Source organism: Mesorhizobium sp. C277A (assembly GCF_040324395.1).
Classification (GTDB): domain Bacteria; phylum Pseudomonadota; class Alphaproteobacteria; order Rhizobiales; family Rhizobiaceae; genus Mesorhizobium.
Genome location: NZ_JAMYVW010000002.1, coordinates 1,930,661 through 1,943,463, shown reverse-complemented (window position 1 = coordinate 1,943,463; position 12,803 = coordinate 1,930,661). Strand labels below are relative to the sequence as shown.

At 64.1% G+C, this 12,803-nt stretch carries 11 protein-coding genes; 8 read left to right on the top strand and 3 right to left on the bottom strand.

Annotation, left to right across the window (positions count from 1 at the left end; all coding sequences use genetic code 11):
• Position 1: 1 nt before the first annotated feature.
• The 4 genes from trpD to NKK52_RS09715 are packed head-to-tail and all read left to right on the top strand — an operon-like array spanning position 2 to position 3,519.
• Positions 2-1,012 (top strand): anthranilate phosphoribosyltransferase, encoded by a 1,011-nt coding sequence (gene trpD / locus NKK52_RS09730; protein WP_023684712.1) that lies wholly within the window; start codon positions 2-4, stop codon positions 1,010-1,012.
• A gap of 3 nt (positions 1,013-1,015) precedes the next feature.
• Complete coding sequence (trpC, locus tag NKK52_RS09725; protein ID WP_023684711.1) at positions 1,016-1,828, top strand: indole-3-glycerol phosphate synthase TrpC; 813 nt, start codon at positions 1,016-1,018, stop codon at positions 1,826-1,828.
• A 2-nt stretch (positions 1,829-1,830) separates the two neighbouring features.
• Positions 1,831-2,313, top strand: coding sequence for a cyclic pyranopterin monophosphate synthase MoaC (moaC, locus tag NKK52_RS09720; protein WP_023684710.1), 483 nt, complete (start codon positions 1,831-1,833; stop codon positions 2,311-2,313).
• A complete protein-coding gene (locus NKK52_RS09715; protein WP_023684709.1) occupies positions 2,314-3,519 on the top strand; it encodes a molybdopterin molybdotransferase MoeA in 1,206 nt (401 codons plus the stop codon). It abuts the gene before it with no gap.
• Between the two features lie 45 nt (positions 3,520-3,564).
• Here NKK52_RS09715 and NKK52_RS09710 read toward each other — a convergent pair whose 3' ends face one another.
• Positions 3,565-4,395 carry a hormone-sensitive lipase gene (locus NKK52_RS09710; protein WP_023684708.1) on the bottom strand — a complete coding sequence of 277 codons (831 nt, stop codon included), beginning with the start codon at positions 4,393-4,395 and terminating at the stop codon, positions 3,565-3,567.
• A 166-nt stretch (positions 4,396-4,561) separates the two neighbouring features.
• On the opposite strand from NKK52_RS09710, the gene NKK52_RS09705 reads away from it, so the two are divergent.
• Positions 4,562-6,187 (top strand): AMP-binding protein, encoded by a 1,626-nt coding sequence (locus tag NKK52_RS09705; protein WP_023684707.1) that lies wholly within the window; start codon positions 4,562-4,564, stop codon positions 6,185-6,187.
• Positions 6,184-7,020 (top strand): tryptophan 2,3-dioxygenase, encoded by an 837-nt coding sequence (gene kynA / locus NKK52_RS09700; protein WP_031204220.1) that lies wholly within the window; start codon positions 6,184-6,186, stop codon positions 7,018-7,020. The genes NKK52_RS09705 and kynA overlap by 4 nt, the downstream gene beginning before the upstream one ends.
• A 105-nt stretch (positions 7,021-7,125) precedes the next feature.
• Here kynA and kynU read toward each other — a convergent pair whose 3' ends face one another.
• Positions 7,126-8,373: a kynureninase gene (kynU, locus tag NKK52_RS09695; RefSeq protein WP_023684705.1), complete on the bottom strand. Its 1,248-nt coding sequence runs from the start codon at positions 8,371-8,373 to the stop codon at positions 7,126-7,128.
• A 168-nt stretch (positions 8,374-8,541) separates the two neighbouring features.
• On the opposite strand from kynU, the gene NKK52_RS09690 reads away from it, so the two are divergent.
• Positions 8,542-9,306: a GntR family transcriptional regulator gene (locus NKK52_RS09690; protein WP_023684704.1), complete on the top strand. Its 765-nt coding sequence runs from the start codon at positions 8,542-8,544 to the stop codon at positions 9,304-9,306.
• 205 nt (positions 9,307-9,511) lie between these two features.
• Positions 9,512-10,294: a transcriptional repressor LexA gene (gene lexA, locus NKK52_RS09685; RefSeq protein ID WP_023684703.1), complete on the top strand. Its 783-nt coding sequence runs from the start codon at positions 9,512-9,514 to the stop codon at positions 10,292-10,294.
• Here lexA and NKK52_RS09680 read toward each other — a convergent pair.
• Positions 10,288-12,744: a ComEC/Rec2 family competence protein gene (locus NKK52_RS09680; RefSeq protein WP_023684702.1), complete on the bottom strand. Its 2,457-nt coding sequence runs from the start codon at positions 12,742-12,744 to the stop codon at positions 10,288-10,290. The genes lexA and NKK52_RS09680 overlap by 7 nt on opposite strands.
• Positions 12,745-12,803 lie beyond the last annotated feature (59 nt).

Here is a 12,803-nt window from a genome sequence, read left to right as displayed (position 1 = left end):
AATGAGCGCCCTGAAGACCCATATCGCCAAGGTCGCCACGGGAACCGGGCTTACCTTCGAGGAAGCGCGCGAAGCTTTCGACATCATCATGTCTGGCGACGCGACGCCGGGCCAGATCGGCGGCTTCCTGATGGCGTTGCGCGTGCGCGGGGAGACCGTGAGCGAGATTTCCGGCGCCGTCGCCACCATGCGTGCCAAGATGCTGCGCGTCGAAGCTCCTGAGGGCGCCATCGACATTGTCGGCACGGGCGGCGACAATTCGCATTCAGTCAACATCTCGACCGCTTCGGCCTTCGTCATTGCCGGCTGCGGCGTGCCGGTCGCCAAGCACGGCAATCGCGGCCTGTCGTCGCTGACGGGCGCTGCCGATGTGCTGGTCGCGCTCGGCGTCAAGATCGATATCCTGCCAGAGGTGATCGGCCGCTGCATCCAGGAGGCCGGCGTCGGCTTCATGTTCGCGCCGGCGCACCACCCTGCGATGAAGCATGTCGGCCCGACCCGCGTCGAGCTCGGCACGCGTACCATCTTCAACCTGCTCGGACCGCTGTCCAATCCGGCTGGCGTCAGCAGGCAGATGGTCGGCGTGTTCCTGCCGGAATGGATCGTGCCGGTGGCCGAGACATTGAAGGCGTTGGGCACCGAGCATGCCTGGGTGGTCCATGGGGATGGCTATGACGAAATCACCACCACCGGCGAAACGCAGGTGGCGGAACTGGCCGGCGGCGAGATCCGCCATTTCACGCTCACCCCGGAAGCCGTCGGCCTGCAGCGCCACACCAAGGACGAGTTGCGCGGCGGCGACGCCGCCTACAATGCCACGGCGTTGCGCGACATGCTGAGAGGTGCTGCCGGGGCCTATCGCGATACGGTGCTGATGAACGCCGGCGCCGGCATGGTGGTGGCCGGCAAGGCGACGACGCTTGCCGACGGCATGGCCGCGGCCACACAGGCCATCGACAGCGGCCGGGCGCTGGGCGTGCTCGACAGGCTGGTCGAGATTTCGAACGGATGAGCCGTGGCTGACATTCTGCGCAAGATCGAGGCCTACAAGCGCGACGAGATCGCGGCGGCGAAGGCGCGGATACCGTTGGCCGAGATCAAGGCGCGAGCCAAGGATGCCGACGCACCGCGTGGCTTTCGGAGGGCGCTTGAGGCGAAGCGCAGATCGGGCAGCTTCGGCCTGATCGCCGAGATCAAAAAGGCAAGCCCATCCAAAGGCTTGATCCGTGCCGATTTCGACCCGCCCGCACTGGCGCAGGCCTATGAGAAAGGCGGTGCCGCCTGTCTTTCGGTGCTGACCGATGCGCCATCCTTCCAGGGCGCGCCGGAATTTCTCACCAATGCACGGAAGGCAGTGTCCCTGCCCGCGCTGCGCAAGGATTTCCTGTTCGACCCTTACCAGGTCTACGAGGCTCGCGCATGGGGCGCCGATGCCATCCTGATCATCATGGCCAGCGTCGATGATGCCTTGGCGAGCGAATTGGAAGCGACCGCGTTCGAACTCGGCATGGACGCGCTGATCGAGGTGCATGACGAGGCCGAGACGCAGCGCGCGGTAAAACTCTCGTCGCAGCTGATCGGCATCAACAACCGCAATCTCAGAACATTCGAGACCAGCCTCGAGACCTCGGAACGGCTGGCATCGATGGTGCCGGGCGGCCGATTGCTGGTCAGCGAGAGCGGAATTTTCACCCACGACGATTGCTTCAGGATGCAAAAGACCGGCATCAGCACCTTCCTCGTCGGCGAGAGCCTGATGCGGCAAGAGGATGTCGCTGCGGCAACGCGGCTGCTTTTGACAGGCAAGGCGAAAGCAGAGGCCATCTGAGGATGGCAGCCGCCCTCACCCATCTCGGCGCCAAGGGCGAGGCCAACATGGTCGATGTCGGCGAGAAGGCGGAGACGACGCGCACGGCGGTCGCCGAGGGCTTTGTCTCGATGCGGGCCGAAACCCTGAAGATGATCCTCGACGGCGACGCCAAGAAGGGCGATGTGCTGGGTACCGCGCGCATTGCCGGCATCATGGCTGCCAAGAAAACGCATGAGCTGATCCCACTCTGCCATCCGCTGCTTTTGACCAAGGTGTCGGTCGACATCGAACCGGACACCACGCTGCCCGGCCTCAGGGTCACCGCGCTCGCCCGCGTCACCGGCAAGACCGGGGTCGAGATGGAGGCGCTGACCGCGGCATCTGTCGCGTGCCTGACCATTTACGACATGGCCAAGGCGGTCGACCGCGCCATGGTGATTTCCGGTATAAAGCTGGTGGAAAAGACCGGCGGCAAGTCCGGCGACTACAAGGCGGGTTCGTAAATGGCGCTGGTTCCGGTCGCCGAGGCGCTTCAACGCCTACTCGACGGCGCTGTGGCGTTGCCCGGTGAAAGCGTCGCGCTGGCGGATTCGGCCGGCCGGGTGCTGGCGGAGCCGGTCGTGGCGCTGCGTACCCAGCCGCCTTTCAATGCATCTGCCATGGACGGCTATGCCGCACGGGCGCGGGATGTGGCGACCCTCCCGGCGAGGCTTTCGGTGATCGGCAAGGCGCCTGCAGGGCGAGGCTTTGACGGCGCTGTAGGTAAGGCGGAAGCTGTGCGCATCTTCACCGGCGCGCCGCTGCCGGAAGGCGCAGACACCATCGTCATCCAGGAGAATGTCCGCGATCTCGGCGGTGGCCGGATCGAGGTCACCGAACCGACGGCGAAGAACCGTAACATCCGCCGCCTTGGACTGGATTTTGCCCAAGGCGACGTGCTGCTGGAGAAAGGCCGCGTGCTCGATCCGGCTGCATTGTCGCTGGCGGCGTCGGCCAATCATCCCCGGTTGAACGTGGTGCAACGGCCGCTGGTCGCCATCATCGCCACCGGCGACGAATTGCTGCCACCGGGTAGCGAACCTGGCCCCGACCAGATCATCTCGTCCAACGCCTATGGCGTCGCTGCTGTGGCGCAGTCGGTCGGCGCTCGCGCGCTCGATCTCGGTATAGCGGCCGATCGCAAGGAAGCGATCGCGGCGCTGGTGAAAAAGGCGGTCGATGCGAAAGCCGACGTCATCGTCACGCTCGGCGGCGCCTCGGTCGGCGACCATGATCTCGTCCATGACGTGCTGACCGGCGAAGGCATGAACCTCGACTTCTGGAAGCTCGCCATGCGCCCGGGCAAGCCGCTGATGTTCGGGCGGCTGGGCGATATCAGGTGCATCGGCCTGCCCGGCAATCCGGTGGCGAGCCTGGTCTGCTCGCAATTGTTCCTGAAGCCGTTATTGGCGCAGCTCGGCGGCCGTCCCCACCGGCAGGACATCCGCCAGGCTCAGCTTGGCGCCGCGATGCCGGCCAATGATCTAAGGCAAGACTATGTGCGCGCCGTGGTCCGGGAAGAAGCCGGCGCATTGGTGGCGACGCCGTTCGGCATCCAGGATTCCTCGATGCTGAGAATGCTGGCCGACGCCACCGGCCTGATCGTGCGCGAGCCCTTCGCTCCGGCGGCAGAAGCAGGCGCTGTTTGCAGCGTTCTGATGTTGCGCTGAAGGTCGCGGATCCAAGCCGTTAATTCCAAGAGATAAGACTGGTTGTTACTCCGCCAGCAATGTCCGCGTCAGCGGATGTGTCGGATCGGCAAGCCCGTCGACGATGCTGAAATGATGCCGGTCCGGCTCGACCACTGTGCTGGTCGTGGCGCCGAGGCCGATCCAGATGTTGGCAAGCAGCGCATTCTGGCGCAGGAACTCCGCCCGCTCGCCGCCGCCGGCCCAGCAGGTGATGCGCGCGCCCTGCATGGGGCGCAGCAGAACCGGGCTTTCGGCCAGTGCTTCCGCTTCATCGATGGCCAGTGTCGCGTTCATCCCCGTCCGCATGATCGGCCGCAGATCATGAACCCCGGAGATCGAGACGACATTGCGTATGCGGCCGGCCACATCGGCGGCCAGAGGCGTCGTTGTCGTCACCATCCTGGAGGCGAGATGGCCGCCGGCGGAATGCCCGGTCAGGATCACCGGCCCGCCGACCATCGTCGCCGCCTTGCCGATCGCCGCCGCGATTTCCCTGACGATGCCGGAAATGCGTATGTCGGGACAAAGCGTGTAAGTCGGCATTGCCACGGCAAAGCAATTGGCAACCGCGCCGTTGGCCAGATGCGACCATGGCTTGTTGTCGAACGCCTTCCAGTAACCGCCATGGATGAAGACGACGAGCCCTTTGGGCATGACATCGGGAAGGAACAGATCGAGCCTGTTGCGCGGGCTGTCGCCATAGGCGATGTCGAGCTTGGCCCGACCGGACGCCGACATTGTGTCGCGAAAAGCCTGTGCCGGTGTGTCCCATGCGGCCGGCCAGCGATTGCTGCCGGCAATGTTGTCGCCGTTGGCGTAGGCATTGTCCCAATCGGCAACACGATGTTCGAGCATCTGCATCCCTCCCGGATGGCTTCAGTTCAGTCGACAGGAATGGCCGCCGAACAGGGCGGCGTCAATGCTGCGACCTAAAAACATTTTAGGCTTGAAACAAATTTCGACTGGTGCGATCCTGCGCCTTGTTCAGCCATGGGCGCGAGGCAGACAGGGGCAGCCGAAAATGCTTGGGCCATCAGCGCATATCGACACATTCACGCGTGACAACCTGCCGCCGCCGGAGCAATGGCCGGAGTTTTTGCTCGACGGCTTCGACTATCCCGACCACATAAATGCCGGCGTCGAATTGACCGACAGGCTGGTCGAAAAAGGGTTCGGCGACCACACCGCGCTGATCGGCAATGGCCGCCGCCGCACCTACAAGGAACTGTCCGACTGGACCAACAGGCTCGCCCATGCCCTGGTCGAGAATTATGGCGTCAAGCCGGGCAACCGGGTGCTGATCCGCTCGGCCAACAACCCGGCCATGGTCGCCTGCTGGCTGGCCGCCACCAAGGTTGGCGCGGTGGTCGTCAACACCATGCCGATGCTGCGCGCCGGCGAACTCGCCAAGATCGTCGACAAGGCGGAAATCACGGTTGCGCTTTGCGATACAAGGCTGATGGACGAGATGACCGCCTGCGCCAAGGGCAATGCGTATCTCAAGCAGGTCATTGGCTTCGACGGCACGGCCAACCATGACGCGGAACTCGACCGAGCCGCCCTCGACAAGCCGGTCACCTTCACTGCCGTCAACACCGGCCGCGACGATGTCGCGCTGCTCGGCTTCACCTCCGGCACCACCGGCGTGCCGAAGGCGACGATGCATTTCCACCGCGACCTGCTGATCGTCGCCGACGCCTATGCCCGCGAAATCCTGGAGGTGACGCCCGACGACATCTTCGTCGGCTCCCCGCCCCTTGCCTTTACCTTCGGTCTTGGCGGGCTCGCCATCTTCCCGCTGCGCTTCGGCGCCGCGGCGACGCTGCTGGAACAGGCGACGCCACCCAACATGATCCACATCATCGAGACCTACAAAGCGACCATTTCCTTCACCGCTCCAACCGCCTATCGGGCCATGCTCAAGGCCATGGATCAAGGCGCTGACTTGTCCTCGCTGCGCGTCGCGGTTTCGGCGGGCGAGACGCTGCCGGCGCCTGTCTTCGAGGAATGGACTGAGAAGACCGGCAAGCCGATCCTCGATGGGATCGGCGCCACCGAGATGCTGCATATCTTCATCTCCAACCGCTTCGACGACATGAAGCCGGCCTCCACCGGCAAACCCGTCGGCGGCTATCAGGCACGCATCGTCGATGACGAGATGCGGGAGTTGCCGCGCGGCTCTACTGGCCGGCTGGCGGTGCGCGGCCCGACCGGCTGCCGCTACATGGCCGATGCCAGGCAAAAGGACTATGTCCGCGACGGCTGGAATCTCACCGGCGATACGTTCACGCAGGACGAGGATGGCTTCTTCCACTTCGCCGCGCGTTCCGACGACATGATCGTCAGCGCCGGCTACAACATCGCCGGCCCCGAGGTCGAAGCGGCGCTGCTCTCGCATCCCGACGTCGCCGAATGCGCGGTGACCGGCGCCGAGGACGGTGAACGCGGCCAGATCGTCGAGGCGCATATCGTGCTTGTGCAAGGTGTTTCGCCGGACGCATTGACCGTCAAACGCCTGCAGGACCACGTCAAGGCAACGATCGCGCCCTACAAATATCCGCGTTCGGTGAAGTTCATCGACGCCTTGCCCAAAACCCAGACCGGCAAGATCCAGCGCTTCCGGTTGCGCGCGGAGAAGATCAATTGATTAAGCCGCACGATCCGGCGTCCGATGGCGCGCAGATGTCGTTCAAGGAGCGGATGTCCTACAGCGACTATCTGCAGCTGGACAAGGTGCTCGATACGCAGGCGCCGCTGTCTTCTGCCCATGACGAGATGCTGTTCATCATCCAGCATCAGACATCCGAATTGTGGATGAAACTGGCCCTCCACGAGATCGGCGCCGCGATCCTCTCGATCCGCGCCGACCGCCTCGAACCGAGCTTCAAGATGCTGTCGCGTGTCGCGCGCATCTTCGAGCAGCTCAACAATGCCTGGGACGTGCTGCGCACGATGACGCCCAGCGAATACACCGAGTTTCGCGACGCGCTCGGCCAATCCTCGGGCTTCCAGTCCTGGCAGTACCGCGCCATCGAGTTCATGGCCGGCAACCGCAACCTAGCCATGCTCGGGCCGCACAAGCACCGGCGCGACCTTACGGACAGGCTGGAAGCGATCCTGGCCACGCCGTCGCTCTACGACGAGGCGCTTCTGCTTTTGGCGCGCAATGGCTTCGACATCGGCGCCGATGCCGGGCGCACGGACTGGCGCGAGACGCGCGGTGAGAACGAAGACGTGCTGGCTGCCTGGCAAACCGTCTACCGCGACCCGCAGCGCTACTGGATGCTCTACGAACTGGCCGAGAAGCTGGTCGACTTCGAGGATTACTTCCGCCGCTGGCGCTTCAACCACGTCACAACGGTCGAGCGCATCATCGGCTTGAAGCGCGGCACCGGCGGCACCTCAGGCGCCTCCTATCTGAAGAAGATGCTGGAGGTCGTGCTGTTTCCGGAGCTCTGGACGGTCCGCACCCGGCTCTAGAGCATTTCACCGTTTAACGGAAACGGCGAAATGCTCTAGCTCTTTGATTGACGCAATTTCGGACGGAAAACCGCTTCACACTTTTCCTGAAATTGCTCTGGTTTCTCACGTAACCGCGGTCTTCACCGCGAAGCGGGCGTCCTGCCAGGCGCCGGTGCGCAGAATATCCTCCAGGACTTCGACCGCCTGCCAGACATCGCCATATCCGACATAGAGCGGCGTGAAGCCGAAACGGATGGTCGACGGCGCCCGGAAATCGCCGATCACGCCGCGCTCGATCAGCGCGCGCATCACCTGATAGCCATGCGGATGGAGGAACGACACCTGGCTGCCGCGCTGGCTGCCGTCGCGAGGACTTTCCAGTTCAAGCCGGTAGGCGCCGCATCTGGCTTCGACGAGCTGGATAAACAGGTCGGTCAGCGCGATGCTTTTTCTGCGCACCGCCGCCATATCGACGTCGTTCCAGATATCGAGCGCGCCCTTGAGCGCCCGCATCGACAGCACCGGCTGCGTTCCGCACAGGAAGCGGCGAATGCCGCTGCCGACGGCAAAGCCCTGCTCGAAGGCAAAGGGCCGCGCATGGCCCCACCAGCCGCTGAGCGGCTGGTGGGCATCGTCATGGTGGCGCTCGGCCGCGTAGATGAAGGCTGGCGAGCCCGGGCCGCCATTGAGGTATTTGTAGGTGCAGCCGACGGCGAAATCGGCATTGGCACGGTCAAGTTCGACCGGCAAGGCGCCGGCCGTGTGGCAGAGATCCCAGATGATCAGCGCGCCGGCGTCATGTGCCTTGCGCGTCAGCGCCGCCATGTCGCGCAACTGGCCGGATTTGTAGTTGACGTGGTTGACCAGGATGACGGCAACGCTGTCGTCGATCAGCTCCTCGATTGCGGCCGCGTCGACGCCCTCCAGCCGCAGCCGCGTTCCCGGCCGGGTCGAGGCGACGCCTTCGGCCATGTAGAGGTCGGTCGGGAAACTGTCGCCCTCGGCAACGATGACCGACCGATCCGGCCGCATGCCGAGCGCTGCGTGCAGCAGCTTGTAGATGTTGATCGAGGTTGTGTCGCAGACCACCGTCTGCCCATCAGCCGCGCCGATCAGTCGCCCGAGCTGATCTCCGAGTTCCACCGGCATGTTGAACCAGCCGGCGGTGTTCCAGGCGCGAATGAGGTCGTGCGCCCATTCCTGCGTGGCGGCCTGCTGCAGTTCGCTGAAGACGACCGCTGACGCGGCGCCCAGGGAATTGCCGTCGAGATAAATCACGCCTTGCGGCAAGACAAAGCGTTCACGCATGGAGCGCAGCGGATCGGCGGCATCCATTGCTTCGATTGTAGCGAGATCGGGTGTCGTGCTCATGATCCGGCGCCCCTCCATGGACAAACGCGCGCGGCGGAGCCTGCCGCCCAAACATGCCGGCGATCTTGAGTGGTCGCCCTTGAACTGTCAAACATTATATATAAATCACCCATTGAAAGGCTTTGATATATAATGATCCGCCCGAGCGTTTATGTCTGATGGATCACGATGCTGGATGACGAGCAGACCTCGAAGACGGAAGTGGCCTATCGCCTGCTCAGGCGCGATATTCTTGCGACCCGGCTGGCGCCTGCCGCGCCGTTGAAGCTGAGCACGCTGCGCAACACCTACGGCATCGGCTGGACGCCGTTGCGCGAGGCGCTGTCGCGGCTGGAGGCGGAACGGCTTGTGACCGCCATCAGCAACCGCGGGTTTGCGGTCGCTCCCGTCTCTCGGGCGGAGCTCGAGGATTTGGCACGTGCGCGGCTGGTGGTCGAACTGCCCCTGCTGGTGGAATCGATCGAGAAGGGCGACCGTGAGTGGGAAGACGCGGTCGTTGCCGCCCACTATCGTCTCTCACGGTGCGGGTCTGTTCTCGACGATCCATCGGATGATGCGGTCGACGCGTGGTACGAAAAACACGATGCCTTCCATGCGGCGCTGCTCAGTGCCGCGACATCCAGCTGGCTGCTGCGCTTCAATGCAACGATTTCCGACCAATTGCATCGCCATCACCGCTTTCTGGGTCTGGCCCCGACGCTGCGCGCCGCCGCCGGCCGCACGGACGGACACCGGAAGGCCGTGGCGGCCCTGCGCGACGCCGTGGCGATCGAACACCATACCGCCCTGATGGAAGCGGCCCTCGATCGCGACGTCGAACGTGCGAAAACTCTGATGACCGCTCACATCGGCTACACGCTGCGGGTCTATGCCCAGAGAGAACCCCGCGCGGATGCTGCGCAGCCCCGTCCGAAAAGGAAGCGGCGATCGTAGCCGACGACGCAGGGCACTTTGTCTTCGTTTCACCCCGTTGCTGGCAACTGGGCGCAGGCGGCGCTCGCAGCGCCGAACGTTACGCTGAACAAAACGTCAACACATTCATTAAACTTTAAAAGGTTGCGGAACACAACTGGAACAGATAGTGTTTGTTCTGGGTTTGTTTTTTCTGATTCTGGTTTCAGAACCCTTGGGGGCCGCGATGCTGACGCGCAAACAACATGAGCTTCTGATGTTCATCCATGAACGCCTGAAGGAGAGCGGAATCCCGCCGTCCTTCGACGAGATGAAGGAAGCGCTCGACCTCGCCTCCAAGTCCGGCATCCACCGCCTGATCACGGCGCTTGAGGAGCGCGGTTTCATTCGCCGGCTGCCGAACCGGGCGCGCGCGCTGGAAGTGCTGCGGCTGCCCGACTCGATCGCACCAGGCCTCAATGCGGCGAGGAAGTTTTCGCCGAGCGTCATTCAGGGCAGTCTTGGTCAAACCGGCCAAGGGCAAGGCGGCCAAGGACAAGGCGCGTTGGGCCAAGGCGGTCTCGGCCGCCAGATCAAGCCGGGCTCGCCGTCGCGTTCGATGTCGGCCGGCAATGACGATGCCGTTTCCGCGATTTCAATCCCGGTTATGGGACGCATCGCCGCCGGCGTGCCGATCGACGCCATCCAGCATCAGACCCATTCGATCTCGGTGCCGCCCGATATGATCATGGGCGGCGAACACTACGCGCTCGAGGTCAAGGGCGATTCGATGATCGAGGCCGGCATTTTCGATGGCGACACGGTCATCATCCGCAATGCCGACACAGCCAGCCCCGGCGAGATCGTGGTGGCGTTGGTCGACGATGAGGAAGCGACCCTGAAACGCTTCCGCCGCAAGGGCGCCTCGATCGCCCTGGAAGCCGCCAACCCGGCCTACGAGACCCGCATTTTTGGACCGGACAGGGTGAAGGTGCAGGGCAAGCTTGTCGGATTGATCCGGCGCTACTGAGCCGGCTTGGGTTTGTACTTTTCACGCTGGTTGTAAGGCGGCAGGCCGCGCGCTTCGCGGGAGAAGCGGCGTTGCTCGTGCCAGGGGCGATACGGCTTGTCGACGGCGAAGCGGATGGTTGGCGCTGCAGCTGCCGATTGCGGATCGAAGAAGACGGCGGCGCTGCCGTCGCGGGCCAGCTGTTTCTTCGTCACGACCAGCACCAGCGGGTCGCGGCACGGATTGTAGGCGGTGGCGTCATCGATGACGATCAGGCTCGCGAAGGCACAGGCCGGCCGCGCCGTCTTGCGGTCTTTCGCAAGCGCTACAATGGCTCCGGAAGGGTGCCGGGCGATACAGAGATCGCCGGTGCAATAGAAGGGCGAGCCGGGCGGCAGATCGAGCGGATCGAGATCGAACCGCGTATCTGTTGACTCGAAAATCTCAGGTGGGATAATGGTTTCGGCCCGCAGCGCCCGTTTCCAATTGTCCGTGGTGAATTCGTTGGAGCGTTCGCGGTTGAGGGCGAGTTCGCCGCCACCGATCGGCATGGCCACCAGATGCGCATCCTCGGATATGAGCACGTCGGGCGTAAGCACCTGCGGCACCGTCAACAGGCCGGCCAGCGCGAAAGGCACGGCCGCCAACCTGAGCCAGGTGGTGGCCATGGTGGCGATGACGAGGGCGACCGCCACCAACAGCACCGAGCGGATGGAGATCAGCCCGACGGCGTCGACCGGCGAGCGCTCGGAAATCCAGGCCGATATAGCGATCATCGCCATCAGACCCTTGCCCATCACATAGAGGAACGGCCCGTCGGCGCCGAACGGCATCGCCAGTGCGCTGAGCACGGCAAAAGGCATGACGATCAACGAAACAATCGGCATCACGGCCAGATTGGCGATCAGGCTGAGCGGCGACACACGCTGAAAATGCCAGATGGCGAACAGCAAGGTTGCACTGCCGGCGATGATCGAGGTCATGGCGAGGCCGCCCATGGCCAGCGCGAATTTTCGCGACAGGAAGCCGACGAAGGAGCGCTTTGCCGGCGGCGTTCTCACCTTGTCGGCGCGGTAATCGGCCCAGCCGGCATAGGCGCCGACAAGGGCGGCGGTGGCGGCAAACGACATCTGGAAGCTGGGACCGACCACCTCGTGCGGCGACACCAGGATGACGGCAATGGCGGAGATCGCCAGATTGCGCATGGTGAGTGCGGCGCGATCAAACAGCACGGCGACAAGCATGACCGCCAGCATGATGAAGCTGCGCTCGGCGGCAACCACGACGCCTGAAATGACGAGATAGGCGGCGATGGAGACGAGTGCTGCCACTGCTGCATATTTCTTGACTGGGCGGCGCGAAGAGAAATCGGGAAACAGCGCAAAGGCGCCACGCAGCAACGCCATGATGGTGCCGGCAACCAGCGCCATGTGCAGGCCGGAGATGGAGATGATGTGGTAGATGCCGGTGCGCCGCATCGCTTCGTTGACCTCGTCCGGGATGCCGGCGCGCACCCCGACAATCAACGCCGCGGCAATCTCGCCTTCGGCGCCGCCGATTTTGCCCCTGATATGGTCGGCAATGTTTTCGCGCGCGTTCTCGATTGCCGAGGAGAGCCGCGCGGTCAGCGGCGGCGGTCCCTGCGTAGCAATGGTTTTCGGATTGCCGAGAAAGAAGCCGCTGCCGCCGATACCGGTGAAATAGCTGTCGAAGGAGAAATCGTAGCTCTCCGGCCGCACCGGACCGGTCGGCGGCAACAGCCTGGCATAGCCGGTGATCAGGGAGCCGGCGGTCATATCGGCGGGAACGGTCCGCGCCGAGAGCCTGACCCGCTCCGGGGCGTAGCGCAGCTCGGGGTAAGCGGTCGAAACCACATCGAGCGTCAGCCTGATGCGGCCGCTTTCCATCTGTTCGAGACTGACGACGCGGCCGGTCAGCCGTGTCTGGATCTCGGAGCCGAGCATCTGCGTTCCGGCGCGCCAGGTCTCGACCTTGGCGGCGACGACGCCGAGCGCGCACAGCATCGCGGCCATGCAGAACAGATGCGTCCTCGGCCGCGATCGCGTGGCGACAGCGCAACATGTCGCCAGCACCACAATGGCGATTGGCTGCGCAAAGCCCGGCTCGCCGGCCAGCGAGAAATAAATGATGACGCCGGCCGCCAGGAAAACCGGCACCAGCAGGAAGGCGACGCCCCGGTCGAGCTCCGTGTTGGCGGCCACGGCAAGGCTGCGGCGGAGCGCGGGCCATGACGGACGGCGAAGCCGTCTGCGCAGACGGGCGATAGATCCGGGCGCTGTGACTTGCGCCGGCAACGCGTGACCGGGCAGCGCAGGCGCGACGCCGGGATGCGGCTCAGGCAGCGCGAGGGGCAGCGGCTCGGCATAGGGACTATCGGCAAACAGCGAGCGTTCGCTGACGCTTGCCTCGGCGCCTTCGCCTTCCTTCGTGCCCCGGCCACGTCCAGCCATCGGGTCTGCCCCTTGCGCCCCAGACCCCTATGCTACATGAACGCGCAAAGCGCGAAAGT